Origin of the sequence: Christiangramia aestuarii (genome assembly GCF_009735585.1) — a bacterium.
GTDB lineage: Bacteria > Bacteroidota > Bacteroidia > Flavobacteriales > Flavobacteriaceae > Christiangramia > Christiangramia aestuarii.
The window spans coordinates 805,359-830,226 of the sequence record NZ_VJVW01000002.1 but is presented as its reverse complement, the minus strand read 5'-3'; the positions used below and the strand labels follow the sequence as shown (position 1 = coordinate 830,226).

Below are 24,868 nucleotides of genomic sequence, written 5' to 3'. Positions count from 1 at the left end.
TAATTCGTTAAATATCAGTTGTTTTGAGGGTATCCCTAGGTAGGGAAAGGCTTGGCTGGATACCTCAGTTTCAATATTATTTTTAGCTTTTACATAAATTGTTGTTTAAAAAAAGGTCTATTCATTTAAGGGTTTTCTTAGACCACCCTTTATAAGAAGCAGAACTCCAAGGCCTACCATTAGGCCAGAACCAAAACCTATTAAGTTGTTTTCGAAATCAAAATAATCCAGGAAAACGATGCCTCCTACAATTATCAGGATCCCTAAGATTCTGCCAATATTCATCTTGTATTTTTAATTTGAGTGTGAATATAATTGAATTTTTCAATTATCTACAATTGCTTAATGTGAAAAAGGGAATTTTCAGCTCCATAGGTTTTGACTAATAACCATAGGTTTTAACTATGTATAATTAAAATTTATAAGAAAAAATTATTTTAACTTTAAAAGGTTAACCGATAAAACTTATTTAAATGTCACAGAGTAATAATCCAGATAGCCATAAAGTCTGGGACGTTAATGAATCTAGCCGAAAATGTCCATTTATGGGTGGAGCCCTGAACAATGCCGCCGGAAGTGGAACCCACAATCGTGACTGGTGGCCGAACCAACTCAACCTGGGCATACTTCGCCAACATTCTTCCTTATCTGATCCTATGGATAAGGATTTTAATTATGCAGAAGAATTTAAGAGCCTCGATCTTAAAGCCGTAAAACAGGATCTTTTTGATCTTATGGAAAATTCACAGGACTGGTGGCCGGCAGATTATGGTCATTATGGTCCTTTCTTTATCAGGATGGCCTGGCATAGCGCGGGAACTTATCGTATTGGTGATGGTCGTGGAGGAGCTGGTTCGGGTACTCAGCGATTCGCGCCTCTCAACAGCTGGCCAGATAATGCCAACCTTGATAAGGCCAGGCTGTTGCTTTGGCCTATCAAGCAAAAATATGGCAAAAAGATCTCCTGGGCAGACCTTATGATCCTTGCCGGAAACTGCGCCCTGGAATCCATGGGCTTTAAAACCTTTGGTTTTGCCGGAGGAAGAGAGGATGTCTGGGAACCGGAAGAAGATATCTACTGGGGAGCAGAAGGTGAATGGCTGGGGAATAAAGAAAGATATTCCGGAGACCATGAACTGGAGAATCCGCTTGGAGCAACCCATATGGGACTTATTTATGTAAATCCCGAGGGGCCAAACGGTAACCCTGATCCTTTAAAAGCCGCCAATGATATTCGCGAAACCTTCGGAAGAATGGCCATGAACGATTACGAAACCGTAGCGCTAATAGCCGGTGGGCATACCTTTGGAAAGACCCATGGAGCGGCAGATGCAGACAAATATGTAGGCCATGAGCCTGCAGGAGCAAGTATAGAAGAAATGGGGCTTGGCTGGAAGAACAGTTTTGAAAGCGGAATGGGAGAGCATACCATTACGAGCGGAATAGAAGGAGCCTGGACCGATACTCCAACCAAATGGAGCAACAAGTTCTTTGATAACCTTTTTAAATACGAATGGGAATGTATCAAGGGACCAGGCGGAGCCTATCAGTGGCAGCCTAAAGATGGTGCCGGAGCAGATACCATTCCAGACGCCCATAATCCATCCAAAAAGCATGCTCCATTTATGCTTACTACAGACCTTTCCCTGAGGATGGATCCGGCCTATGAAAAGATCTCGAGGCATTTCTATGAAAACCCTGATGAATTTGCCGATGCCTTTGCCCGGGCCTGGTACAAATTGACTCACAGGGATATGGGACCAATTTCAAGATACCTGGGGCCTGAAGTGCCGCAGGAAGAGCTTATCTGGCAGGACCCAATCCCAGCAGTGGACCATGAACTCATTAATAAAGAAGATGTCTCAACCCTGAAGGGGAAGATCCTGGATTCAGGTTTATCCATTGCTCAGCTGGTAAGAACCGCATGGGCTTCGGCTTCTACCTTCAGAAATTCAGATAAAAGAGGTGGTGCCAACGGGGCAAGGATCCGCCTGGCTCCCCAGAATGGATGGGAAGTGAACAATCCGGCAGAACTTAAGCAAGTGCTGGATAAACTGGAACAGATACAGCAGGATTTCAATAATTCCCAATCTGGAGATAAAAAAGTTTCAATGGCAGATATGATCGTGCTGGGAGGATGTGCCGGGATAGAAAGGGCCGCCAGAAAAGCCGGTCAGGATATTACCGTGCCTTTTACCCCGGGAAGAACCGATGCCAGCCAGGAACAGACAGATGTGGAAGCATTCGAACCTTTGGAACCAAATGCAGATGGTTTCAGAAATTATTTCAGGAACAGGGATCATATTTCTGCTTCAGCAGAGGAAATGCTGATAGACAGGGCACAGCTTCTTAGCCTTACCGCTCCTGAAATGACCGTGTTACTGGGAGGAATGCGTGCTCTCAATGCCAATTATGATGGTTCTGAAAAGGGCATATTTACAGATCGTCCAGAAACCCTGAGCAACGACTATTTCAAAAATATCCTTGATATGAATACAACCTGGAAAGCGACTTCAGAAGCTGAAACAGAATTTGAAGGCCGCGATCGTAAAAGCGGGGATGTGAAATGGAAAGGTAGCCGTGTAGATCTTATTTTTGGATCTAACTCAGAACTAAGAGCCATCGCAGAGGTTTATGGAACCAACGATGCCCAGGAGAAGTTTGTAAAGGATTTTGTAACTGCCTGGGATAAGGTGATGAACCTGGACAGATTCGAACTTAAATAGAAGTATTCTTTCCAATATTTAAAAGGCGGTCTTCTGGACTGCCTTTTTTATTTGATCCTTAGAACTTAAGTATACGAGCTTTTTCTAACAGAACTTTTGCTTCCTTCCAATCTGGTAGTTCTTCGGCATCGATGCTGATCGTCCTTATTTCTTTTGCGATCTGCCTGCTTTTCTTCATAGCCTCCAGATGTGCTCCAGACCTGGAAAAGTTTATGAGGTCCTGCTCTTTATTCCATAGGGTCATGGTATAATGCCTGGTCCAGGCACCCCTGGTTTTTACTTCCAGGCAATTCGTTGTTTTTAGCTGCCTCAGGATTTTCATGGCTCGCCAGGAAAGCAGGAAAAAATGAAAGGGATGCTTGAGCCGTATAAATGTGATACTTGCCTTCACCCCGCAGTTATTTTGGGTCCATTTCCTTACTATAAATTACCGGCATCTGGCCTTTCCATTTTCGCCAAAGCTCATCACTAGTGATAAGTTCTGCCATGAAATGAGCCACGTTGATCCGGCTTACTTTGCCCGCATCAAAAATGGCACTTCTTATCGGTGAAGGATGAATTTCATATTCGCTAGGCTTTTCTTCGTTGATAAGCCCATCTGGTCGCACCGCTACCCATTCTATGAGTTCATCTTCCCTACCTAAATTCAGTCTCAAATGATCGGCAGCTTTCTCATTGTCTACATGGGGAGGAAGGGTAAGGCGAAGTAAGCCGATCACGCACTTCTGGGCAAAGGAGACAGGTTCGTTAAGGTCACGGTTAGAATTACCGCTGGTATTCATTAAGACGAATTTCACGGGTTTCTCCGGAGCATTGGCTTTTGCAGCTTCAGTGAGTTTTCGAACCGCATCGGTCACCAGCCGGCGGGGTTTTCCAAAGACACCTTTCAAGGTGAGATTATGCCCTAAACAGGAGGCTATCGCATGGCAATCTTTGGTGAGCTTCTGTAGTTCCTGGTTAGAAAGCTCGAGTAAAGAAGCCTTGATTATTTCAAGATCGGGATTAGTCTGCCAGGAGGCCGGGAGATTTTCCGGACTTCTCACGATGGCTTTTACTTTTTCACCCCGCTCGAGGAGCTGTTCCACAAGTTTTCTTCCTGTGGCGCCACTTGCGCCTGCTACGAGTGTAGTCATATTTTAAAGGATCTTTGAAGTTGAATCAATGCTGGGGCAAAAATCTGATTTCTAAGATACTAAATACCGGCAATATGCTTTTTAAATGAATTTTTGAATGTTAATTCAGGGTCTTTCGGCGGGTTTCAAATCTTTGAGATCTATCTCCTGGAACCAGTCCTGCCCATCGATATTCAGTTCTATGGTATTGAGTAAATATCGCTCAGTCTTCACTTTATCTTTACTGGCCGCCAGCATTTCCCTGTTCACATCCATGATATAGCCCAGGGGAAGGTTCTCATCGGCAAAGATCCTGAAAACACTTTCCTGGTCCAGCCGAAAAGGCCTGTTTCTTAGTATTTCTGAAACCTTATCGCTGATCCCTGAAAAATCGGTCTTTTCGGTCTCTACATAAATATTCTTGTCTGCACTAATTAACAGGTTTACATAGAAATCGTCGGAATTTGTTGAGGTCTGGCCCGACACGCTGAAATATGTAGAGATCAGCAGTGCCAGAAGGAAAATTTTCTTCAGCATTTATAGGAAATAAAAATCCCTGCCGGCGAAACCAGCAGGGAAAGTTGGCCATTATTTATTTATTTATTCTTGCTTCCAGCTCGGGCAGTTCTGCCTTATATTCTTCAGCATCCCATTCTATTCCCCACCGGGAAACATAATCTTCTATGGGAGGCAGCCCAACTTCGGCACGTCTTTTATTCACATTTTCCGGATCCTTTAATGGAGAAACATAATATTCCCCGGTTTCCTGGTCCCGGGCTACCTGGCTGCCGTAGATCTGTCTTTTACCCTGCCTAAGAGCGATGCGATCCTCCAGTAAGGCGAGGCTGCTGGCGCGTGCATCTCCTTTTTCAACCGCTTCCCGCATTAAAGGAAGATATTGTTGCTGAATTTCAAGATCGGCATGCTGTATCACCAGGAAAAGGGTGGCATTTCCTTTTTTTCCAATAATATCCGGGCCCAACCAGCCGTGCTCATCGATGATCTTCCTCACCTTGATGAGGTTAATAGAATCGGTCTTCTGAAGTTTCTGGATCAAAGCGATCATTTCTTCTGAATCCTGTCCATGCTCTTTTAAGACTTCGGAATATTTTCTGCGCGGCGCCTGGTCTGACTCATAAATTGCTTCCAGTTCAGCAACCAGAGGCTTGTTGAAGTTGGCTTCAGCTTTCTCTTTATTGTCCTTTACGATTTCAAGAATATTGCTCCAGCGCTTATCTGAATGTAGGATATCCAGGTCGGGATCTGTGCTAATATGTTCCAGGTTTGTGTAATTCCCTTCTTCGGCAACCTTGAATAACTGAACAAAAGAATTATCCACATTGCCAGCCAGGGCCCAGGAGCAGGCCGCATTATACCTGTCGGTAGTTCTTGCTTTTGAATCTGTTTCTGAAAAGGCTTCCATATAAGTTTCGGCAGACTCTTCGTAATCCTGGGATTGATAAAGTTCCCAGGCCTCACCGATTAGGCTGTGATACTCCTTTGAATTCTGTCCCAGGGAAAAATGGACATTCAGAAAAAGGATGAATGCGGAAAGTATGAGTTTTTTCATTCGGATTGATTTAGGTTTGGTAATGAATTCTGAAAAGTGAAATTATATTTTATCGTTTTTCCTGAAATTGTAGGTTACCAGATAGAATAATAACACCATAACCAGGATCTCGTAGGCTGTCTTCAAATCAAAATTACCTTTGCTAAAGATCATTTCAGAGATAGTTCCCAGGATAAATATACTAACTCCGAAAATAAAGGCTTTTTTAAAATACTCTGCCCTTAGTAAACTGATCTGGTTCGTTTCTTCCTTTTCATTAGCAAAGGCGATAAGACAGAGGCCAATTAAAAATATATCCTTGATGATCCATTTTGCTACTAACGGATCTAAAAGTTTCAGGGGCTGGTTTTCCAGGTAAACCTCCAGTCCTATATAGGCCAGCACGCCTAAAATACCTAAGGCGAGGCCAATGTTCTTATACTGATAAGGCAATAAATTTTCTTTCATCCGGAAGTTGATTTTTTTTAAGAATTTTCGATTTCCTGCGGCGGCTCTTCTCTCACTGCTTTTACCTCTTCATACTTGGTAAAGGCCTGGTTAGGATTCAGCCAGAAGGCAGAACCAATGATGCCAACCACGATGATCCTTTTCAGCATTTTGATATAAGCTTCGGCCCGGGTCGCAGAGAATTTAATAAAGGCGAAAAAACCGATGAAAATTAGCAGGGGTATGCCCAGCGAATAATAGGAATTGAATGGCCATGACATCAAAGACCATAGAACTCCTAAGATCGTAATTCCCAGCCCGATGCCTAGGGCGATGCTTCCCAGCATTTTGGATGTGGAAATCCTTCGATATTCATCTTTTTTGAAGATCCTTTTCAGGGAAATACCATTAAAATAAATAAAGCTGAAATAAGTGTAGAAAAGGCTTAAACCGGCCATGGAAATCAGCAAAATAGTATTTAGTTCGTTCCCCAGGAGTAGTTTGTAAAGGATGGCGATTGCCGCCAGGGTCCCTAATGTTAACTCAATCTTTTTCATTTGGTTAAATTATGTCGAATACTAGCGGTCCCGGTTGACACAATTAAAAGGTAGGGATTCGGCTTTCGTGCTGGACCTAATGGGCAGCAAGTTAATTAAATTCTTTCAGGAATCCATGAAAATCAGGAATCTGCAGAAATTTAACGTTTGTCTCTGCCAAAAAACCGGGGTTTAATGCCCGGACAGATCATTTTCAGTCTTCATAATACCAGAGAAAATGACTGTAGGAGGTGGCTACCTGGCAGGTAGAAATAGAAATGATTTCAATGATGTTTTCTCTTGAATTCACATATTCCAGCAGTTCTCTCTTTTTGCTGAACTCCAGTACCTTTAATTCCTTTTTCATCTTACTTTATTTTTGAGCTGCTATTTTTGTTCCCTGGAAATATCATAGGCCTTTTGCCCGTCTTCATAACCTCTTTTTAGCGAGGCTAGATTATCTTCCCAGTCGTAAACGAAGCTGAATACAAGGGCCGCAATGATCCCCAGAAAAAAGAACTTTACATCTCTGCTTTTAATTTTGATTTTCATAATTGAAGTTTTTAAATTTTTAAAATAATGGATTCTAAATTTGCTGTTTAACGGTCTGGATTATCAATACTTCTAATCGAGTTTTCCTGAATCTTTCCAGGATCGTACCTGTTGAAAAAATAAGTTCGTTTTAATCTCTTACCTGAAGTGCTAATTTGAAACAAATTTCAGCCCGATGATGGAGGCGATAAGGCTTGTTAGAAAAAATAATCTCCAGAAAGTGGCCGGTTCTTTAAAAATTAATACTCCTACCAGCACTGTTCCTACCGCTCCTATTCCCGTCCAAACCGCATAGGCTGTACCTATGGGTAGAGTTTGGGTTGCTTTAACCAGCAAGCTCATACTTACGCCCAGGCAAACCAGGAATCCCAGGAACCAGTAGGTAGTTTCCATACCAGTGGTCTCTTTGGTCTTGGCCAGGCAGGCGGCGAAAGCAACTTCAAAAAGGCCGGCAATGATCAGTAAAATCCAGTTCATCTATTAATTGTTTACTTTATTTAAACCATAAAGCAGGCAATTACGAAATAAATTTTGAATCCTGGATATCCTTGCCTGTGCTTTCTATGGGCAATTCGTATTGTAAAATTTCACGATCTCCCTGATGGAATACCTATCGAAAGCTTTGTTTTTGATCTTATTTACCAGTTCAGGACAATTTGGGAACCGTCCGGTCGCATTCTTTCTGAATTTGCGGGAATAGGTATTAGATTTTATGTGTTCCGCGGTATTTTCACCTGGCTTTGAGAGGTAATAAACGATCACGGTTCTAGGCATAGAACCCATTCCCGGGCCCATGGATACCTGCTGAGTCATTTCTTTCCGGAACAGTTCAATTTTACCCGCCTCTAATTTTTCCAACAATACCAGTGGTTCCCCAATAAAATTTGGTCCTTGTATATGCTTGTACTCAAAACTACGGCTGCTGCTGTCATTGCTAATTTCGAATGTTTTTACCTCCTCACGCTCTACTTTTCGCTTTTCGGCATCTTCCTCGGGGCGATAAATAAGTTCCCCTATCAGGTTGATCTTCCCGACCCCTTTAAGAGAACCGCCGTTCTTCAGTTCGATGTCTATATTCTGATAGGTGTATAGGTCTGGACGCTTCTGGCCAAGCATGACGCTTGTAATTAAAAATGCCAGGCAAAATATATATGTTTTCATGAGCGTAATTTAAAAGCTGTTTGGATTGCAATCGAATTCTACGGTCATGGGACCATTGTAGGTGTCGATAGTTTTGGTGCAGGGTTCCGGTTCACAGGAAAAAAAAGAAGCGACCATACTTATTACAAGACCTATCCAGCAAAATTTTTTCATGCTTGAGTGTTTTAGATTAATAGAGGTTATAGCCTATAGAGAGGGCTATCACCGAGTTTCGATATTCGTAATTTTCAAATATTTTGGTGAGGCCATAGCTGTACCTGGCGCCAAGGTTTATCTTCCTGGAAATCTCCCATAAAAATCCGCCTGAGGCATCCATGTTAAAGATATTTGCACCAAGCTTGGGAAGTTCTTTATCTGCTGACTTTTCAGCAACAAGCAATCCCAGCTGTGGACCTGCCTGGAGACTGAAATTGTTCATGAACTCCCAGGAGAGTAAAATTGGGAGATCCACATAATAAAGGTCTTCTTTAATACCGGTGCCAAAATCTATTATTACCCAGCCTCCTTTTTTGGTGAAAAGCAGTTCGGGTCGAAAATTGAGATTGCGGGTAATTTCTTTTTGGTAGGTTATTCCGGCACTAAAGCCAATCTCATCTGTTCTTACGCTCTTTTGCTTATGGAAACCATAAGCCGTTACCCCGGCTTTGAAGCCAATATCGCTTTGAGACCGGGCTGTCTGAAAACTCAGGCATACGAGAAAAAGTAGGAGGCCAAGGAAAAAGTCTGAAAACTTCATTTAATGGTTTAGAGGGCTAATTCAGAGTTTAATACCCGGAATTTTAATTCTGCCCCGAATATAACGGTTGAATATAAAATACAGAAATAAATTCGCTGCTTTCTTGAATAATTAAATCAGCGACTATTTCCTTGCCCGAAGGAATACCCAGTGGCCATCGCGATAGGGGATGTCGACCTCAGTGAATCCGGCTAATTTTAACCAGTCTAGTTGTTCTTTAAGGTCTGAAGGTTTATCGAATTGCTCGTAATGCTCCATGACCCACTCCCATTTCTCCCCGTCCGGGAAATTTGAATTTACGAAGCCACCCCATTCTTCCAGTAGTTTTGGATGTTCCGGGCTGTTCTTGCTAATCATGAGGTCGCTATAGAGAAATAGTCCGCCCTTTTTTAAGGACATATGTATCTTGCTGAAGATAGATCTCTTTTCTTTATCATCGCAATGATGCAGGCTGAAACCCGCCACCACGAGATCGTATGCTGACTTTTTAAAATCGAAATCCTGGAAATAGGTGTTCTCATAGGACATCCTGAAATCGCTGAACTGTTTCCGGCAAAGGGAGATCATTTCAGCAGATGCATCGACCAGGGTATAGCTGGCTTCTGGAAATCTTGATAGCAGCCTGGCGGTGGTATTGCCATTCCCGCAACCCAGGTCCAGTACGGTTTCCGGGCTGAAATCTCTAGGCAGGAACTTTACGAAGCTTTCTAAAAGATCCATATAATGAGGTACACAGCGCTGCATATCGCTGGTATAGTTCTTCGAGAACTCGTTGAATTCCAAACCTATGTCGGTGCCATGTCTCATTCTTCAATTCTAAAAACCTAAAGTTAAGATAATTAAACTATTGAAATTCAGTTTATAATATCCTTATTTTAGATTTTATAGGTGGCTTCAGGATTTTGTCTTGTTTGCAGGATGCTTTGAGACCTTTAAAAAGTGAGACTAAGTGTAAACTTTTCGGAAATTTCCCTATTAACAGATACCCTTAAACGTAAGCCCCGACCCGGAAAAATATTCAGGAAAATACCCAAATCCTCCTGCAGGGCTGGAACATTTAATTAATTTTATGGCCGATTAATTTAGCCTTTGAAAATATCCCTACACAAATACTTTATGAAAGCCACAGTTTTAAGATTATGCCTTGCCTTTTTATTAATTAGTACGATTACCCGTGCACAGGAAGTGATCCCTGAAACCTACATAAACCCGTTGGATATAGACTATACCTATATGGTTTACAATTCTGCCAGGAATATTTCCTATCGCTCCGGGGCCGATCCCGCGGTGATCGAATTTCGTGGTGAGTATTTCATGTTCGTGACCCGTTCTTTTGGTTACTGGCATTCCAAGGACCTGGTAAACTGGGAATTCATCAAACCTGAAAAATGGTTCTTTGAAGGCAGCAATGCGCCAACAGCCTTTAATTATAAGGATTCGCTGGTCTACTTTGCGGGAGACCCTGCGGGTTACGGCAGCATTCTTTATACCGACGATCCAAAAAAGGGGGACTGGAAACCCGTGGCCTCCATTAGCAACAATATCCAGGATTCAGAATTATTTATTGATGATGACGGCAAGACCTACCTATACTGGGGTTCTTCCAATGTTCATCCCATTCGTGTGAAAATGCTGGATAAAGACGACCGTATGCTGGAAACAGGGGTGAAAAAGGACCTGATAAACCTGGTAGAGGAGGAGCATGGCTGGGAGCGCTTTGGTGAAAATAATTTTCATCCTACTTTGAAGGAGGGCTATATGGAAGGTGCTTCCATGACCAAGCATGATGGGAAATATTATCTGCAATATGCCGCGCCTGGCACCCAGTTCAACGTTTATGGTGACGGGGCTTATGTATCTGATTCTCCCCTGGGGCCATTCACTTATATGCCGAATAACCCAATGAGCTTCAAGCCCGGAGGATTTACCAATGGTGCGGGTCATGGTATTACGGTAAAGCAAACCAATGGGCAATACTGGCATTTTGCGACTATGGCCCTTGCTTCCAACTCACACTGGGAGCGCCGTCTGGGGATGTTTCCAACCTATTTTGATGAGGACGGGCTAATGTATACCAATACCAGTTATGGGGACTACCCGCTTTATGCGCCGAGCCATCCAACCAAGGCCGGGCAGCATAACGGCTGGATGCTGCTTTCTTATAAGGGCAAAGTAAAGGTTTCGTCTTCAGAAATGCAGATCGTGAAAAGTACCAGTACAGATGATGATTATGAAGTGACCCAGATGCCTGAGAAAACTACAAAGGAAGGGGAAATACTTTCTGAAGTTCTTACCGATGAAAGCCCTAAATCCTTCTGGGTTGCTGAAGCGAATAACGACCAGCAGTGGGTAGAGATCGAAATGTTGAACCCCGGGAAGGTGTATGCTTTACAGCTTAATTATCATGACCATGAGACCGGTATCTATACGAGGACCGAAGGCCTGAGGCATAGATTCACCATTGAAGTTTCAGAAGATGGAAAGAACTGGAATACGGTGGTAGACCGCAGCAATAGTTATGAAGACACTCCTAATGCATACCTTGTTTTGAACCAGCCTGTAAAGGCCAAATATGTTCGTTATAATAACATCGAGGTTCCCGGTAACAACCTGGCCATGTCTGAGATCAGGGTCTTTGGTAAGGGTTTTGGAAAAAAGCCTGCTAAGGTAAAAGGTTTCGAGGTGAAAAGGCAAGAAGACAGTAGGGATGTGAGCCTGTCATGGCAGCCGGTAAAAGGTGCGCAGGGCTACAATATCCGCTGGGGTATTGCTCCAGACAAACTTTACCAGTCCTGGTTGCTTTATGATGTGAACGAGCATTTTATGCGAAACCTGAACCGGGACCAGGAGTACTATTTTAGCATAGAAGCTTTTAATGAAAACGGGATATCAGAAAAGACCCAGGCGATCAGGGTAAGGTAAGCTTAGACTCACAATTATTTACTGAAAATACTTTCAGCTTCAGGGTTTACCACATTTTCAACCGGGGTTGTAGATTATTTAACTTGAAAAACCTGCTGCAAAGAAGGTCTAATACTTGTTTATTGATGGAGAAAAATGCAAAGATGATTATTCCTGCCAGCAGATATTCCATAGTTCCTGCATCATAAATTTTCAGGCAAAGTTTTATGAGCAGGGCGAAACCATAGCTGACCAGGCTGTTTACCAAACATTGAAGCAGACTTGTCATCAGGCCAAATCTGGTTCTGAGGTAATAAAAGATAAGGGAAGTGATTAAGAGCGCAATCGGGATCAGTGCTGGACCCAACTTTAAGGAATTTGGAAGTATAAGGAGAATTACCGCGGTGAATAACCCCAGGAAAAGTGATATGATTAGATCTGAATAGAATCTCAAGCCTGCCAGCATGTTTTTATTTTATCTGATAAATATAATATTTTGATTCAATCTTCCAGTTTTAGAACCAGCCATTTACTTCTTTGGAATGCGAGTAAGTAAATAATGAGCAGGATATAAGTGATAAAGACGAGACCTCCAATGATCTTTAACGCTTCCATTTTGTGATTCAGGATAAAACTTAGGGAAATCAATGGAATTAAAATACCCGCATATTTCAGGTATTTACTCCGCCAGCGATTTCCTGAGATCATAATTCTCTGCCCCAGGCCTATATTTTCAACGGCAATTCTATTACTGCGGCCAGATGCCATTCTCGCTTCAACGAATTGAGCATTTTCATGTAATCTGATCAGTTTTTCTTCTCCGCTCATTAACCTGGTGATCTCTTGGCGGTCTATGAAGATCTTGTAGGCATGATTTTTATTAAAATCTTCCTTTGATCGCTTGACAATTATCTCTTGCATGTTGGTCTAATATACCGGATAAAATGAAATAGTTTTTGATAGGAAATTATTGCGCCAGTGAATCCTTCAATTCTTCGATATCTTCAAGGTAAACTTCATTCAGGTATTCATTATATGGGTCATCACGCTTATATACCATGTATTTTTCAGCTTGCTCTAAATGGGAGTTTGCTTCCTCAAAAAGCTCCTGCTTCAAATATATTCTGGCCAGGCCTAAATGGGCTTCCACTGTGTATTTGGATTGATGGATGGCCTGTTGGAAATGTTCTTTAGCCTGATCCATATTTCCCAATCGTTCTTCGCACAACCCTGCGTACACAAAAGCCTGTATGTCTACCCATTCCTCGCCCTGGTTTGAAATGCTATTCAAAAAATGCATCCGTGCTTTCTCGTATTCTTTTAACCCGAAATATGCTTCACCTCTTAAAAAGTCGATGTCCTCTCCCCAGGGCGTATCCACGATCTGTGGTGTTAGCGAATCCAGCCTGTTGAAATCCTCCAACGCGGCCCGGTAATTTCTAAGGAATCTAAGCTGTATATAGCCCCTGTAACCAAGATGTACTTTTGGGTTTAATTCTACGGCTTTGTTCAGTATTGCGAAGCCTGTGGCGTGATCGCCCCTTTTATTAAAGGGAACCGACTGCTCAAAATATATCTCATCATTTTCAGGTTCCTGGAACTTCAGGATCTCGAACATGCTCTGGGAAAGGTATCCACCCTGCATATGCGCGGCAATATCAAATCTTTCTGCGGAAGAATAGAAGAACAGGGAATAAACGATTAGCAATGAATAAAGGCTTAAAAGTATCGCGAGGGAAAATTTCAGGATCTTAAATACTTTCTTCATAATTTAAAATATATCTACAATTCTCCCGTCCCTCAGCTTGAAATTGAGAACGTAATAGCTGTCGTAGGTTGCGTGATCGTTCTTTGCCGGGTTCCATTTATTTAATTGCCGCACCCTATTTTTGATCTTATCAAGCCGAGCTTCGTCTACCGGTATTTTTTTCATCTCGAGATCTGTGGATTTACTGCGGAATCTTCCGGTTTCTCCATGGCAGTTCACAATAAAACGAAGGCTGATATTTCCCTGTTCTTGAAATTCCAGGTTTTCCAGGTCATTAAGAATTTCAGCCTTTATGGCCTTTTTTCCTCCCTGGTAGTGTGTGCCTATTGCGTAATAATTGGGGATCTTATCTTCATCGCAAACCTGAAACTCCCCATCAATTTCTGGATCTGCCGTTAAATCGCCCACATTATGGCCTTTCTGGTAATAGAACCATGCCGTGAGCGAAGCTGCCAGAAGGAAGCTAATTAATAGGAACAGGTTCGTTCTACTTTTCAAGCTGATTGTATTTTTGAATGATGTATAAAATATTCTTCTGGCTCCCCGAGAGGCTGTCAAACTCTTTCAATATTACGGGGTTGTCGGTAATCAAGGGTCGAATTTCAGCGTGGGCATTTTTTCTGGAATTGAATCAGCCAAAATCTTTGAACTCCAGCTCTGAACCATTTTTAGAGGTATAAAATATGACTTCATCCAGCATCTCGTAAACCTCGATCTTCCCTTTAATGATCCTTTTTGCGAACCACTGACCATACACCGGTTTAATGATACAATCTCCGTAAACTCCCCGAAAAGACCTAACCTGTTTCACGCTGGCGGGATCTATTATTTCCTTATCACCGTTCTCGTCTTCTATTTTAAGCCTGATCTTTGTGGGATCAAGAAGTTTAGGGCTCCTAATGATCTTTCCGTATACGGTATCATTGTTTTTTGTGATCAGGTATTCTTTTTCCTGGGCATTTGCTCCGCTGAAAATGAGAATGGAGAACAGGAAGAAAGTTGTAAAGGTTTTCAATAAGTTCGATTTATTTCTAAAATTTCAAAAGCATTCAGGAAAAGCCTGCTTTCAGCCAAAACTAGCATTTTCATTTATAACTAACTGTTTTCTGTGTAAAAAAACAATTCATAGGGGCTTTCCTGTAATTAACTCATCTTTCTTAGTAGTGAGTGGGTTTTATTCTATTATCGCAAGGATAAATTTTTAAATTTGCATGCAACTAATTTTTAGACACAACACAAACAACACACAACATGCCTACCACAGAAGCAAAGATCTTTAACTGTACCCAAAGCCGTGAACTAGCCGAAAAGATCGCCATGAACTATGGCACCAAGCTGGGGAATGTGATCACCTCTACCTATAGCGATGGTGAATTCCAGCCTTCTTTCGAAGAATCTGTTCGCGGATCCAGGGTTTTTATCATCGGCTCTACCCATCCCGGAAGCGACCATTTAATGGAAATGCTTTTAATGCTGGATGCAGCTAAAAGAGCTTCTGCAAGACATATCACCGCGGTGATGCCTTATTTTGGCTGGGCCCGTCAGGACCGAAAAGACAAACCTCGTGTGCCTATCGCTGCAAAAATGATCGCCAGCATTCTGGAAACCGCCGGTGCCACCAGGATCATAACCATGGACCTGCACGCAGACCAGATCCAGGGATTCTTTGAAAAGCCGGTAGACCACCTTTATGCCAGCACTGTTTTCCTGCCATATCTTAAGAAACTTGGCCTGGATAATCTTACTATCGCCTCTCCAGATATGGGTGGTTCTAAAAGAGCCTATGCATATTCTAAAGCTTTGGAAAGTGATGTGGTTATCTGTTACAAGCAACGCGCCAAGGCGAATGTGATCTCGCATATGGAGCTTATTGGAGATGTGACCGGGAAGAACGTGGTACTGGTAGATGATATGGTAGATACCGCCGGGACCCTTACCAAGGCTGCCGATGTTATGATGGAACGCGGCGCGGTTAGCGTTCGTGCTATCTGTACACACCCTGTGCTTTCAGGTGAAGCATACGAGCGCATCGAGAAATCTAAACTTCAGGAATTGATCGTTACAGATTCCATTCCTCTTAGAAAAGAAAGCAAGAAGATTAAAGTTGTTAGCTGTGCCGAGCTTTTCGCAGACGTTATGAAGAGCGTTCAGGACAATAAGTCTATCAGCTCTAAGTTTATCATGTAATTTCTGAACCAATTGATATTTGTCAATTGTTCACTGTACTTTTTTTACCGGTAAGGGACTGGTTACGTTCAGGATCATTTTTGTCCACAGCGTAAATTTCCAGTTTTTTACCGGTCACTTTTTTAAAGAGCCTGGACTTTCTCTCGGCTCCCCAGATCTCTAGTTCGGGATCTCCCATAGTAGTTAAATAAAGAAGCACCTTGTCTTCGCGGTTATCTATCTCCAGTTTTTCAACATTCTGATAGTGGCTTCTGTCCAAACCGTCGGCCACCCTTAAGATTGCTGAAAGTTTTTTCACTTTCTTGCGCAGGGGTTTTTCCAGCTTCTTGTAGAAAACATGCCTTTTTTTGGGTGTGGATCTTCGGTGGTACCTGGCCACGTTTCCCATGATATTGATCTCATCTTCATTAAAACCTCGCAGATCTGAATGCCTGATGAGGTACAGGGCATGTTTGTGATGTTTACGGTAGGAAATATAATAGCCAATATCATGCATGAGCGTGGCATATTCCAGTAGTTCCCTGTCTGTATCCTCTAATTTGAGCTCTTGCTGAAATTCATCAAAAAGCAGCAGCGCCATGCCGGCCACGTGGGTAGAATGGGTTTCCAGCCAGTTGCATTTTCTAAGGAGTTCATAGATGCTTCGCTTACGCGGATCTGGATAATTCGCTACCAGCTTCAGTTTTGGTTTTTCCTGTCGGATGAAATTCAGGATCATCCCGTCTCTCAAGGCGGCCTCAGAGATCTTGATCTCTTCGATACTGAATTTTTTCAGAAGAAATTTCACCAGAACCATCCCCGGGTTGATGATATCTATCCTTTTTTCATCCAGCTCGCTGATCTTTTTGCGTTCGTCTCTGTCCAGTTTGATGAAATCCTTATAAAGTTCCTTGAAATCTGAAGCTTCAAAGACCAGTTCGTTCAGGGTCATATCTGCAGTAAGAGATTTTCTTTTAGCCACCATGGCTCCGATATTCTCCATGGTCCCCGAAGAGGCTATCATGGTTTTCACTTCGTGTTCCTCGATGACCTGGCTTATCTCTTCCAGGGTTTTCTCGTAATGTTTTCGAAGGTTTTTGATCTCTTCCTTGGTGATAGGATCATTTTTGACGAATTGTGCAGACATCCGGGCGACCCCAAGTTTCAGGCTGTTATGGTAGAAGAATTCTTCATTATTTCCCACGATGAATTCTACGCTACCTCCACCTATGTCGACCATCAGAACATTTTCCTTGTCCAGGGCTATACTGTGTCTTATGGCCAGGCCAATGAGTTCTGCCTCCATCTTTCCGGGGATGGCCCGGGCTTTTATTCCAACTTCATCTATCATCCGCTGGGTGAATTCTCCCCCGTTCCTGGCTTCCCTTATGGCTGAGGTGGCAAAGGCCAGAATCTCCTCGACCTCCTGTGAATCGCAAAGGAATTTTATTCTTTTCAAGGCTTCCAGGCCTCGCTGCATGGCCTCTTCACTAAGCTGGTTGTCCATTCCTTTTTCTGCCAGGATTACCATTTCCTTGAGCTTATCAATGGTCCTGTAACTACCATCGGGGTAGATGTCTACCAGCACGGCATGAAAGGAATTGGTCCCGAGGTCTATGGCGGCGATACGTTTGGTGGGAGAAGAATTATCTATTGCTGGTTCCATTTTTAAAGCTTCAGGTTCATTTTTGCGATTAACCTTTCAATTTACTGAAATTAAACGGCAATGAATTATAAGGCTTTGTGAAAAATAAAGTATCGAGACCTTAGATATGAGATGTTAGAAATCTTTTGGTGTTTTGTAAGAGTCTTATAAACAAATAACTACAGTTACAGTCTCAGATCTAACGTCTAACCTCTAAAATCTAATATCTATTGGAACTTTTTCAGCAACAGGGTTTTATAGATTCAGAAAAAGGCTTACTTTTGCAGCCAAATTTTTAAGCAAATGAAGGCGGTCCACGAAGGACTTGACAACATTTGTTCAATTAAATTAAACATACAAATGAAATCAATTACGATCAACGGATCTAAAAGAGAAAGCGTAGGCAAGAAGGCAACGAAAGCTCTACGTAATGCTGGACAGATTCCTTGCGTATTGTACGGGGTAGAAGGTGATCCACTACACTTTGCAGCAGAGGAAATTGCATTCCAGAATCTAGTGTACACTGCCGATGTACACACTGTAAAAATCAAATTAGAAAGTGGAGAGTCTTACGACGCGATCCTTCAGGATATCCAGTTCCACCCGGTAACTGATGCCATCCTGCACATCGACTTCTACCAGATCTTTGATGATAAGCCAATTACTATGGAAATCCCGATCCACACTGAAGGTGTTGCAAGAGGGGTTAAGAATGGTGGTGTACTTCGTTACAACCTTCGTCGTCTTAAAGTAAGAGGTTTACCTGGAGATCTTCCAGATTACATTGTAGCTAACGTAACCAAGCTTAAGATTGGTCAGAAGCTATATGTAACTGCCGTAGCAAGCGACGATTACAAGATCCAGCATCCAGATAACACCGTGATCTGTCAGGTTAGAACTTCTCGTAACATCGTAGCCCTTGAGGACGATGAGGACGAAGATGAAGTAGCAGCAGATGAAGTACCATCTACTGAAACTGACGACGTAGCAGCAGTTAAAGAAGGAGAAGATAACTAGTATCCGTCTTTTATAATATTAGAAAAGCATTCTCATTTGGGAATGCTTTTTTATTTGAATAAAATTTAAAACTTCGGTTTTGTTTTTTCTGATTTAAAAGTATCTGATTAATTTTATCTTTACCAAAACTAATTGGATGCTTTCATTCTTCGGAAGGATTTTAGGAAAGAAAAAGACCGGGGAGAAAACAGATCCCATGAAGAAATTTTTGATCGTCGGCCTGGGGAACATTGGCCCTAAATATGAAAATACCAGGCATAATATAGGATTCAAGATCCTTGATGAACTTGCCCGTGAAAAAGAAGTGAGCTTTGAGACCCAGAAGCTGGGAGATATAGCTTCTTTTAAATTTAAAGGCAGGACCTTTATTTTGTTGAAACCCAGCACTTACATGAACCTTAGCGGAAAAGCGGTGAATTACTGGATGCAGAAGGAAAAGATCAATCTCGAGAACCTTCTCGTGGTGACCGATGATCTTAACCTGCCTTTCGGAACCCTCCGGCTTAAGACCAAAGGCAGTGATGGCGGGCATAACGGGCTTAAGGATATCCAGGCACAGCTTAATACCACCAAATATAACCGTTTCAGGTTCGGGATAAGTGATGAGTTCAGCAAGGGAAACCAAGTGAACTATGTACTGGGCGAATGGGACGAAAATGAAGAAAGCAAGCTGCCGGAACGATTAAAGACCTCCGCAGAACTTATCCTGTCCTTTGGAACGGCGGGAGTTTCCAATACTATGAATACATTTAACGGCAAATAGCAGGATTTGAAAGAGCATAAAGGAGCAAACTCATTCATAAGTGAAAGACAAACGGTAGTCACCATTGGTACTTTTGACGGGGTTCATGCGGGACACAGGAAGATCATAGAACGCCTTGTAAATTCGGCAAATGCGAACAACCTGGATTCGGTGGTACTTACCTTTTTTCCGCATCCCAGGATGGTGTTACAGAAAGAGAGCGGCATACAGCTAATCAATACCATAGAGGAAAGAAAGAAACTTCTGGAAGAGACCGGGATAGATCACCTGGTAGTGCATCCTTTTACCCACCAGTTCTCACGTCTTACCGCGCTGGAATTCGTGCGCGATATCCTGGTAAACAAGCTGAGAGCCAAAAAGATCATCATAGGTTATGACCACAGGTTTGGGCGTAACCGTACCGCCGATATCAACGATCTTAAACAATTCGGTAAGGAATTCGGTTTTGATGTGGAGGAGATCAGCCAGCAGGATGTGGAACAGGTCGCGGTGAGTTCTACCAAGATCAGGAATGCCCTTTTAGAGGGTAGGGTGGAACGTGCGAACATCTACCTGGAAAAACCTTTTATGTTGAACGGAACCATTGTTAAAGGCCGCGGAATAGGCAAAGACCTTGGTTTCCCCACTGCCAACCTGGAGATCGAAGAGGATTACAAGCTGATTCCCAAGAACGGAGTTTACGTGGTCTCCACCTCGATCGACGGGGAAAAGGTGTATGGCATGATGAACATAGGGACCAATCCCACCGTAGGTGGAAAGGAAAAGACCATAGAAGCCAATTTCTTTGAAATAGATAAGGACCTTTATGGCAAAAAACTGGAAATCCAGATGCTGGTAAGGATCAGGGATGAAAAGAAATTCGATTCGGTGGATGATCTTAAGATCGCCATGAAGCAGGACCGCGCATTTTCCCAGCAATATATAAAAGATAACTATGCTTAACAGGTGGCTTTTCAAGCAAGTGGATAATTCTGCACTTGTGGTCTTTCGTGCGCTATTCGGATTTTTAATAGCCGTGGAAGCCTTTGGAGCCATCTTCACCGGCTGGATCAGACGAACCTTGATCGAGCCGAATTTTACCTTTAATTTTATAGGTTTTGAATTCCTGCAACCCCTGCCCGGGGATGGCATGCTTTGGTATTACGCCGTGATGGGAATTTTCGGGGTCTTCGTGATGCTGGGCTTTAAATACCGGCTGTCTATCATCATGTACACCATTATGTGGTCTGGAGTGTACCTGATGCAGAAATCTTCCTATAACAATCATTATTACCTGTTGATGTTGCTGTGTTTCATCATGAGTTTTCTGCCGGCACATCGCTGGTTTTCTCTTGATGCTAAGCTCAAGCCGTCGATAAGTAAGATATCCATGCCACGCTGGGTATGGGTGGTCATCGTGCTGCAACTCTGGATCGTCTACACCTATGCCTCTGTGGCCAAGCTTTACCCCGACTGGCTGGACGGCAGTTTCCCGGCACTATTAATGAAGTCTAAACAGCATTACTGGCTGGTGGGCGACTTTCTTCAGCAAGGCTGGATTCGCTACGCTATTGCCTATTTCGGGCTCATTTTCGACCTGTTGATCATTCCGCTGTTGCTCTGGAAAAGGACTCGGGTTCCGATATTTCTTGCTGCGATATTCTTTCACCTTTTCAACAGCTTTATCTTCCATATCGGTATTTTCCCCTATATGTCCTTGGCCTTCTGTATCTTCTTTTTTCCAACGGAAAAGGTCAACAAATTTTTTCTTCGGAATAAAAAACAGCATTATGATAAAGGGGAGATCATTGTGCCGTCTTACCGGAATGTGCTTATCGCAGCCATGTTGGTTTGGTTCATTGTCCAGGTTTGTCTGCCCTTAAGACACTGGTTCTTTCAGGATGACGTATTGTGGACCGAAGAAGGGCACCGCCTTAGTTGGCGAATGATGTTGCGCGGGAAGAGTGGTCGTATAAACTTTAAGGTGGTGGAAAAAGGAACTACTGATACTATTTTCGTGGATAAGAAAGAATACCTGTCCAGGAAACAACTTCGGGCCATTACTTCCAAGCCAGACCTAATCTGGCAGTTCGCCCAGCGCCTGGAAGAGGAATATGCTGAAAAGGGTAAACAGGTCGAGGTTTATGTGGAAGGAAAGGTAAGTGTAAACGGTGGTCCTTATAAACCGCTTATCGACCCCAGAGTAGACCTGGCCGCAGAAAAATGGCAGCATTTTAAACATCATGACTGGATTTTACCCTCAGATTCAGACTAATTTTCTTCCCTGCTTTTGTTACATTTGCTGCTTAGAAAAAAGTAGAACGGCAAATTAAATAAAACGGCCTTATGTTACAGGTTTCAAAGATTGCAGAGCATAAAGAGGAATACATCAAAGCCCTTAAAAAAAGGAATTTTGATGCTTCAGATATTTTCGAACAGGTTTTAACCCTGGACGAGACCAGGAGGTCTACCCAGGCAAAACTGGACGACACCCTGGCGAGTTCTAACAAGATGTCCAAGGAGATCGGGCTGTTGTTTAAGAACGGAGAGCATCAGAAGGCCAATATGCTCAAGGAAAAGACCAGCCGTTTAAAGGAGGAATCCAAGGAACTTTCAGAAAAGCTGAACGCGACCGTGGCAGATCTTCAGAATTTGCTATATACCATTCCAAATATCCCGCACGAGTCTGTTCCTGCAGGGATGAGCGAAGATGATAATGAAGAGGTGTATAAGGAAGGGGATATCCCGGTACTTGCCGAAGGTTCTTTACCACACTGGGAACTCGCCAAGAAATACGACATTATAGATTTTGAACTTGGAAACAAGATCACCGGTGCCGGATTCCCGGTTTATAAAGGAAAAGGAGCAAGGCTTCAGCGTGCCCTTATCACCTGGTTCCTGGATAAGGCAACCGAAGCTGGTTATACCGAATTCCAGTTGCCACTGATGGTAAACGAAGCTTCAGGTTTCGGAACCGGGCAGCTGCCAGACAAGGAAGGCCAGATGTACCACGTGACCGAAGATGATCTTTACCTGATCCCAACTGCCGAGGTGCCTATGACCAATATGTTCCGTGACAATTTGATGACCGAAAAGGACTTTCCAGTTCTTTGTACTGGTTATACCCCCTGTTTTAGAAGGGAAGCCGGTTCTTATGGCGCACATGTTCGCGGACTAAACCGTTTGCACCAGTTCGATAAAGTGGAGATCGTAAGGCTGGAAACCCCTGAAAATTCATATGCTGCCCTGGATACCATGGTAGACCACATTAAAGGCCTGCTGAAAGAATTAAAACTGCCTTACCGTATCTTAAGGCTTTGCGGTGGTGACCTTGGATTCACTTCTGCGCTAACCTTCGATTTTGAGGTCTTTTCAACGGCTCAGGATAGATGGCTGGAGATTAGTTCGGTTTCCAATTTCGAGACCTTCCAGGCCAACAGGTTAAAACTGAGATACAGGGATAAAGAAAATAATAAGGAGTTGGTGCATACCCTTAATGGTAGTGCCCTGGCCCTGCCAAGAGTACTTGCGGGAATACTCGAGAATTACCAGACCGAGAATGGCATCAAAGTGCCAGAGGTGCTTGTGCCTTACTGCGGATTCGATAAGATAGATTAATCTCTCTAACATATTTAAAAACAGCGCAAATGTTTATATTTACATATGCGCTGTTTTTTGTTTATAGCTTTATGGTTTCTAGCCGGTTGCGGAGCTTTTGCTCAAAGTGAACAACTGGCCCGTAATTTCTTTGACCAGGGCGAATATGAAAAGGCCCTGAAGATCTATGAGAGACTTTACCAGGAAAACCCTTCCAATCCTCTTTTTTTTAACGGTCTTGTAGCCTCACACCAGCAACTGGAACAATTCGATATTGCTGAAAGCCTCTTGATGGAGCGTCTTAACAGGTCTGCGAACAACCCGGCTATTTTGATCGAGTTGGGTCATAATTTCGAATTACAGGAACAGGAGGCCCGGGCAGAGCAGTTCTACGAAGAAGCCCTGCAGTCCATAGAAGGCAGGCCCAACTATGCCTATTCCATTGCGCGAAGCTTTGAACAGTATAATCTTCTGGAATATGCCGCTAAGGCCTATGAAAGGGCCATGGAAATGAATACCGATCGCAATTTTAACTTGCAGCTGGCCCGTATCTATGGGGAACAGGGTAAAATTGAAGAGATGTTCAGCAATTACCTCGACCTCATCGAAAACGACATGAAATTCTACGGGCTGGCCAATAGGGAGTTCAACCGTTATATCACCGAAGATGCTTCGGCAGAACCCAATATCATTCTCCGGAAATTATTGCTGAAGAAACTTCAGGAAGATCCGCAGCTATTATATAACGAAATGCTCAGCTGGCTGTTTATCCAGCAGAAGGAATTCGACAAGGCATTTGCCCAGGAACGCGCCATCTATAAAAGGGGAGAGAACAATCTTCAGGGCATTCTGAACCTAGCCTTTATCGCGCGTGAGGCTGAAGATTATGCCGCGGCCAAGGAGATTGTGAACTATGCCGTGGAAGAATCACCCTCGCCAATTTTCAACCTTCAGGCAAGGCATTTCCTGGTGAAGCTTCAGCTGGAAACCGCAAATCCGGAAGATTATCCGGAAATTGAAAATTCCTTCCGCCAGCTCATACAGGAGTATCCCCTGAATGAAGGCACCCTTGACCTGAAGATAGATTACGCCAATTTCCTTGCCTTTCAGCTGGATAAAAAACAGGATGCCATAGCCCTTCTAAAAGAGGCCATGGGGGTGGGTAATTCAGATTTCCAGACAGCACGTATAAAAATGGCTCTGGCCGATATTCTCGTGGTCGAGGAAAAGTTCAATGAGGCCCTTATTTATTATTCCCAGGTACAGAACCTGGTAAAAAATGATGAAATGGCCCAGAATGCCCGTTTCAAGGTGGCCAAGACCAGCTATTATAAAGGAGATTTTGAATGGGCCAAGACCCAGCTCGATATTCTGAAATCTTCAACTTCTCAGCTCATCGCCAATGATGCCATGGAACTGAGCCTGCTCATTAGCGATAATACACAGGAAGATTCTACCCAGACGGCCTTGAAGAAATATGCCCGTGCCGACCTTCTATCTTTTCAGAAAAAAAATCCCGAGGCCATACAGGCTCTGGATTCGATCCTGGTAAACCATAAAGGCGAAAAGATAGAGGATGAAGCCTTATTGAGCCAGGCGAAACTGTTCGAGCAGGAAAAGAATTACGAGAAGGCTGAACATAACTACCTGGCCATCATCAACTCTTTCGGGAAAGATATTCTTGCCGATAACGCCCATTATTTCCTGGCAGAGCTCTATGCGAACGAGCTGCACGATCTGGAGAAGGCAAAGGGCTTTTACGAGCAAATTATCTTTAACTTTGCAGACAGTATCTACTTTGTGGAAGCCAGGAAGAAATACCGGATGCTTCGCGGGGATACTATAGAATAACCCAAAAATTAACTTTCGCAATGATCATATATAACGTCACTATAAACGTTCAGGAGGATATTCATGATAAATGGGTAAAGTGGATGAAAGAGGAGCATATTCCAGATATGCTGGATACCAAAAAATTCACCAGGGCCCTAATGACCAAAGTGATGGTAAAGGAGCCTATGGGCGGGATCACCTATTCGGTACAGTATACCGCAGAAAGCAAGGAAATGCTGGAGCGCTATTATTCTGAAGATGCTGATGATCTGAGGGCCAGGTCGAAGCCCTTTGAAGGTAAGTTCGTGGCCTTTAGGACCGAGCTGGAAGTGATCTCTGAGCAGTAGGCCACTGACTAATCTCTCTAAAAAAATAAAGGT

The 24,868-nt window shown here is 43.1% G+C and carries 29 protein-coding genes; 10 read left to right on the top strand and 19 right to left on the bottom strand.

Features of this window, described 5'->3' with window-relative positions; translation table 11 throughout:
• Positions 1–117 precede the first annotated feature (117 nt).
• The gene (locus FLP08_RS07800; RefSeq protein WP_156275631.1) at positions 118–285 is read right to left on the bottom strand and encodes a hypothetical protein; all 168 of its coding nucleotides are present in this window, start codon (positions 283–285) and stop codon (positions 118–120) included.
• 188 nt (positions 286–473) lie between these two features.
• Between FLP08_RS07800 and katG the strand changes: the two genes are divergently transcribed.
• The gene (katG, locus tag FLP08_RS07795; RefSeq protein WP_156275629.1) at positions 474–2,726 is read left to right on the top strand and encodes a catalase/peroxidase HPI; all 2,253 of its coding nucleotides are present in this window, start codon (positions 474–476) and stop codon (positions 2,724–2,726) included.
• Between the two features lie 58 nt (positions 2,727–2,784).
• Here katG and FLP08_RS07790 read toward each other — a convergent pair whose 3' ends face one another.
• The 13 genes from FLP08_RS07790 to FLP08_RS07730 form a co-directional block, all read right to left on the bottom strand.
• Positions 2,785–3,117, bottom strand: a complete 333-nt coding sequence (locus FLP08_RS07790) for a DUF3291 domain-containing protein (RefSeq protein ID WP_162430972.1) — start codon at positions 3,115–3,117, stop codon at positions 2,785–2,787.
• A gap of 7 nt (positions 3,118–3,124) precedes the next feature.
• Positions 3,125–3,859: an NAD(P)-dependent oxidoreductase gene (locus FLP08_RS07785; RefSeq protein WP_156275627.1), complete on the bottom strand. Its 735-nt coding sequence runs from the start codon at positions 3,857–3,859 to the stop codon at positions 3,125–3,127.
• A 105-nt stretch (positions 3,860–3,964) separates the two neighbouring features.
• Complete coding sequence (locus FLP08_RS07780; protein ID WP_156275625.1) at positions 3,965–4,375, bottom strand: ExbD/TolR family protein; 411 nt, start codon at positions 4,373–4,375, stop codon at positions 3,965–3,967.
• A gap of 55 nt (positions 4,376–4,430) precedes the next feature.
• Positions 4,431–5,408, bottom strand: coding sequence for a DUF6624 domain-containing protein (locus FLP08_RS07775; protein WP_202912754.1), 978 nt, complete (start codon positions 5,406–5,408; stop codon positions 4,431–4,433).
• A 42-nt stretch (positions 5,409–5,450) separates the two neighbouring features.
• Positions 5,451–5,855 (bottom strand): hypothetical protein, encoded by a 405-nt coding sequence (locus tag FLP08_RS07770; protein ID WP_156275623.1) that lies wholly within the window; start codon positions 5,853–5,855, stop codon positions 5,451–5,453.
• Positions 5,856–5,872: 17 nt separating this feature from the next.
• Entirely contained in the window at positions 5,873–6,391 is a 519-nt protein-coding gene (locus FLP08_RS07765) for a hypothetical protein (RefSeq protein WP_156275621.1), read from the bottom strand.
• Between the two features lie 193 nt (positions 6,392–6,584).
• Complete coding sequence (locus FLP08_RS07760) at positions 6,585–6,737, bottom strand: hypothetical protein (RefSeq protein WP_156275620.1); 153 nt, start codon at positions 6,735–6,737, stop codon at positions 6,585–6,587.
• 20 nt (positions 6,738–6,757) lie between these two features.
• Positions 6,758–6,922, bottom strand: a complete 165-nt coding sequence (locus FLP08_RS07755) for a hypothetical protein (RefSeq protein WP_156275618.1) — start codon at positions 6,920–6,922, stop codon at positions 6,758–6,760.
• A gap of 150 nt (positions 6,923–7,072) precedes the next feature.
• Positions 7,073–7,399, bottom strand: coding sequence for a DMT family transporter (locus FLP08_RS07750; RefSeq protein WP_156275616.1), 327 nt, complete (start codon positions 7,397–7,399; stop codon positions 7,073–7,075).
• Positions 7,400–7,483: 84 nt separating this feature from the next.
• Positions 7,484–8,083 carry a hypothetical protein gene (locus FLP08_RS07745; protein ID WP_156275614.1) on the bottom strand — a complete coding sequence of 200 codons (600 nt, stop codon included), beginning with the start codon at positions 8,081–8,083 and terminating at the stop codon, positions 7,484–7,486.
• A gap of 9 nt (positions 8,084–8,092) precedes the next feature.
• Positions 8,093–8,236, bottom strand: coding sequence for a hypothetical protein (locus FLP08_RS07740; RefSeq protein WP_156275612.1), 144 nt, complete (start codon positions 8,234–8,236; stop codon positions 8,093–8,095).
• A gap of 16 nt (positions 8,237–8,252) precedes the next feature.
• Positions 8,253–8,819 (bottom strand): porin family protein, encoded by a 567-nt coding sequence (locus tag FLP08_RS07735; RefSeq protein WP_156275610.1) that lies wholly within the window; start codon positions 8,817–8,819, stop codon positions 8,253–8,255.
• A 123-nt stretch (positions 8,820–8,942) separates the two neighbouring features.
• Entirely contained in the window at positions 8,943–9,626 is a 684-nt protein-coding gene (locus FLP08_RS07730) for a class I SAM-dependent methyltransferase (protein WP_156275608.1), read from the bottom strand.
• Between the two features lie 309 nt (positions 9,627–9,935).
• Here FLP08_RS07730 and FLP08_RS07725 point away from each other — a divergent pair, with 309 nt between their 5' ends.
• Positions 9,936–11,741 carry a family 43 glycosylhydrolase gene (locus FLP08_RS07725; RefSeq protein ID WP_156275606.1) on the top strand — a complete coding sequence of 602 codons (1,806 nt, stop codon included), beginning with the start codon at positions 9,936–9,938 and terminating at the stop codon, positions 11,739–11,741.
• A 480-nt stretch (positions 11,742–12,221) separates the two neighbouring features.
• Here the strand turns inward: FLP08_RS07725 and FLP08_RS07720 are convergent, their stop codons facing one another.
• The 4 genes from FLP08_RS07720 to FLP08_RS07705 form a co-directional block, all read right to left on the bottom strand.
• A complete protein-coding gene (locus tag FLP08_RS07720) occupies positions 12,222–12,641 on the bottom strand; it encodes a hypothetical protein (protein WP_156275604.1) in 420 nt (139 codons plus the stop codon).
• 46 nt (positions 12,642–12,687) lie between these two features.
• Positions 12,688–13,488: a tetratricopeptide repeat protein gene (locus FLP08_RS07715; RefSeq protein ID WP_156275602.1), complete on the bottom strand. Its 801-nt coding sequence runs from the start codon at positions 13,486–13,488 to the stop codon at positions 12,688–12,690.
• Between the two features lie 3 nt (positions 13,489–13,491).
• Positions 13,492–13,986: a hypothetical protein gene (locus tag FLP08_RS07710; protein ID WP_156275600.1), complete on the bottom strand. Its 495-nt coding sequence runs from the start codon at positions 13,984–13,986 to the stop codon at positions 13,492–13,494.
• A 133-nt stretch (positions 13,987–14,119) separates the two neighbouring features.
• On the bottom strand, positions 14,120–14,503 hold the full coding sequence (locus tag FLP08_RS07705) for a hypothetical protein (RefSeq protein ID WP_156275598.1): 384 nt from the start codon (positions 14,501–14,503) through the stop codon (positions 14,120–14,122).
• Positions 14,504–14,739: 236 nt separating this feature from the next.
• Between FLP08_RS07705 and FLP08_RS07700 the strand changes: the two genes are divergently transcribed.
• Positions 14,740–15,675, top strand: coding sequence for a ribose-phosphate pyrophosphokinase (locus tag FLP08_RS07700; protein WP_156275596.1), 936 nt, complete (start codon positions 14,740–14,742; stop codon positions 15,673–15,675).
• Between the two features lie 22 nt (positions 15,676–15,697).
• Here FLP08_RS07700 and FLP08_RS07695 read toward each other — a convergent pair whose 3' ends face one another.
• The gene (locus FLP08_RS07695) at positions 15,698–17,320 is read right to left on the bottom strand and encodes a Ppx/GppA phosphatase family protein (RefSeq protein WP_156275594.1); all 1,623 of its coding nucleotides are present in this window, start codon (positions 17,318–17,320) and stop codon (positions 15,698–15,700) included.
• 339 nt (positions 17,321–17,659) lie between these two features.
• On the opposite strand from FLP08_RS07695, the gene FLP08_RS07690 reads away from it, so the two are divergent.
• The 7 genes from FLP08_RS07690 to FLP08_RS07660 all read left to right on the top strand — a co-directional run bounded on the left by FLP08_RS07690 (position 17,660) and on the right by FLP08_RS07660 (position 24,835).
• Positions 17,660–18,316 carry a 50S ribosomal protein L25/general stress protein Ctc gene (locus FLP08_RS07690; protein ID WP_156275592.1) on the top strand — a complete coding sequence of 219 codons (657 nt, stop codon included), beginning with the start codon at positions 17,660–17,662 and terminating at the stop codon, positions 18,314–18,316.
• Positions 18,317–18,452: 136 nt separating this feature from the next.
• Positions 18,453–19,079 (top strand): aminoacyl-tRNA hydrolase, encoded by a 627-nt coding sequence (gene pth, locus FLP08_RS07685; protein ID WP_156275590.1) that lies wholly within the window; start codon positions 18,453–18,455, stop codon positions 19,077–19,079.
• Between the two features lie 6 nt (positions 19,080–19,085).
• Complete coding sequence (locus FLP08_RS07680; protein ID WP_156275589.1) at positions 19,086–20,021, top strand: bifunctional riboflavin kinase/FAD synthetase; 936 nt, start codon at positions 19,086–19,088, stop codon at positions 20,019–20,021.
• On the top strand, positions 20,014–21,333 hold the full coding sequence (locus tag FLP08_RS07675; RefSeq protein ID WP_156275588.1) for an HTTM domain-containing protein: 1,320 nt from the start codon (positions 20,014–20,016) through the stop codon (positions 21,331–21,333). Before FLP08_RS07680 ends, FLP08_RS07675 begins: the two co-directional genes overlap by 8 nt.
• A 71-nt stretch (positions 21,334–21,404) precedes the next feature.
• Complete coding sequence (gene serS, locus FLP08_RS07670) at positions 21,405–22,676, top strand: serine--tRNA ligase (protein ID WP_156275586.1); 1,272 nt, start codon at positions 21,405–21,407, stop codon at positions 22,674–22,676.
• Positions 22,677–22,721: 45 nt separating this feature from the next.
• Positions 22,722–24,506 (top strand): tetratricopeptide repeat protein, encoded by a 1,785-nt coding sequence (locus tag FLP08_RS07665; protein ID WP_156275584.1) that lies wholly within the window; start codon positions 22,722–22,724, stop codon positions 24,504–24,506.
• Positions 24,507–24,526: 20 nt separating this feature from the next.
• Positions 24,527–24,835 carry a DUF4286 family protein gene (locus tag FLP08_RS07660; protein ID WP_156275582.1) on the top strand — a complete coding sequence of 103 codons (309 nt, stop codon included), beginning with the start codon at positions 24,527–24,529 and terminating at the stop codon, positions 24,833–24,835.
• The last annotated feature ends 33 nt before the right edge of the window (positions 24,836–24,868 follow it).

What these genes read in the sequence shown, in the direction of transcription:
- FLP08_RS07700 (WP_156275596.1), top strand. Translation starts at nt 14,740, where the DNA reads ATGCCTACCACAGAAGCAAAGATCTTTAACTGTACCCAAAGCCGTGAA.
- FLP08_RS07675 (WP_156275588.1), top strand. Translation starts at nt 20,014, where the DNA reads ATGCTTAACAGGTGGCTTTTCAAGCAAGTGGATAATTCTGCACTTGTG.
- FLP08_RS07750 (WP_156275616.1), bottom strand. Translation starts at nt 7,399, where the DNA reads ATGAACTGGATTTTACTGATCATTGCCGGCCTTTTTGAAGTTGCTTTC.
- FLP08_RS07665 (WP_156275584.1), top strand. Translation starts at nt 22,722, where the DNA reads ATGCGCTGTTTTTTGTTTATAGCTTTATGGTTTCTAGCCGGTTGCGGA.
- FLP08_RS07660 (WP_156275582.1), top strand. Translation starts at nt 24,527, where the DNA reads ATGATCATATATAACGTCACTATAAACGTTCAGGAGGATATTCATGAT.
- FLP08_RS07725 (WP_156275606.1), top strand. Translation starts at nt 9,936, where the DNA reads ATGAAAGCCACAGTTTTAAGATTATGCCTTGCCTTTTTATTAATTAGT.
- FLP08_RS07745 (WP_156275614.1), bottom strand. Translation starts at nt 8,083, where the DNA reads ATGAAAACATATATATTTTGCCTGGCATTTTTAATTACAAGCGTCATG.
- FLP08_RS07695 (WP_156275594.1), bottom strand. Translation starts at nt 17,320, where the DNA reads ATGGAACCAGCAATAGATAATTCTTCTCCCACCAAACGTATCGCCGCC.
- FLP08_RS07765 (WP_156275621.1), bottom strand. Translation starts at nt 6,391, where the DNA reads ATGAAAAAGATTGAGTTAACATTAGGGACCCTGGCGGCAATCGCCATC.
- FLP08_RS07690 (WP_156275592.1), top strand. Translation starts at nt 17,660, where the DNA reads ATGAAATCAATTACGATCAACGGATCTAAAAGAGAAAGCGTAGGCAAG.
- pth (WP_156275590.1), top strand. Translation starts at nt 18,453, where the DNA reads ATGCTTTCATTCTTCGGAAGGATTTTAGGAAAGAAAAAGACCGGGGAG.
- serS (WP_156275586.1), top strand. Translation starts at nt 21,405, where the DNA reads ATGTTACAGGTTTCAAAGATTGCAGAGCATAAAGAGGAATACATCAAA.
- FLP08_RS07735 (WP_156275610.1), bottom strand. Translation starts at nt 8,819, where the DNA reads ATGAAGTTTTCAGACTTTTTCCTTGGCCTCCTACTTTTTCTCGTATGC.
- FLP08_RS07780 (WP_156275625.1), bottom strand. Translation starts at nt 4,375, where the DNA reads ATGCTGAAGAAAATTTTCCTTCTGGCACTGCTGATCTCTACATATTTC.
- FLP08_RS07755 (WP_156275618.1), bottom strand. Translation starts at nt 6,922, where the DNA reads ATGAAAATCAAAATTAAAAGCAGAGATGTAAAGTTCTTTTTTCTGGGG.
- FLP08_RS07760 (WP_156275620.1), bottom strand. Translation starts at nt 6,737, where the DNA reads ATGAAAAAGGAATTAAAGGTACTGGAGTTCAGCAAAAAGAGAGAACTG.
- FLP08_RS07800 (WP_156275631.1), bottom strand. Translation starts at nt 285, where the DNA reads ATGAATATTGGCAGAATCTTAGGGATCCTGATAATTGTAGGAGGCATC.
- FLP08_RS07730 (WP_156275608.1), bottom strand. Translation starts at nt 9,626, where the DNA reads ATGAGACATGGCACCGACATAGGTTTGGAATTCAACGAGTTCTCGAAG.
- katG (WP_156275629.1), top strand. Translation starts at nt 474, where the DNA reads ATGTCACAGAGTAATAATCCAGATAGCCATAAAGTCTGGGACGTTAAT.
- FLP08_RS07785 (WP_156275627.1), bottom strand. Translation starts at nt 3,859, where the DNA reads ATGACTACACTCGTAGCAGGCGCAAGTGGCGCCACAGGAAGAAAACTT.
- FLP08_RS07720 (WP_156275604.1), bottom strand. Translation starts at nt 12,641, where the DNA reads ATGCAAGAGATAATTGTCAAGCGATCAAAGGAAGATTTTAATAAAAAT.
- FLP08_RS07740 (WP_156275612.1), bottom strand. Translation starts at nt 8,236, where the DNA reads ATGAAAAAATTTTGCTGGATAGGTCTTGTAATAAGTATGGTCGCTTCT.
- FLP08_RS07775 (WP_202912754.1), bottom strand. Translation starts at nt 5,408, where the DNA reads ATGAAAAAACTCATACTTTCCGCATTCATCCTTTTTCTGAATGTCCAT.
- FLP08_RS07715 (WP_156275602.1), bottom strand. Translation starts at nt 13,488, where the DNA reads ATGAAGAAAGTATTTAAGATCCTGAAATTTTCCCTCGCGATACTTTTA.
- FLP08_RS07770 (WP_156275623.1), bottom strand. Translation starts at nt 5,855, where the DNA reads ATGAAAGAAAATTTATTGCCTTATCAGTATAAGAACATTGGCCTCGCC.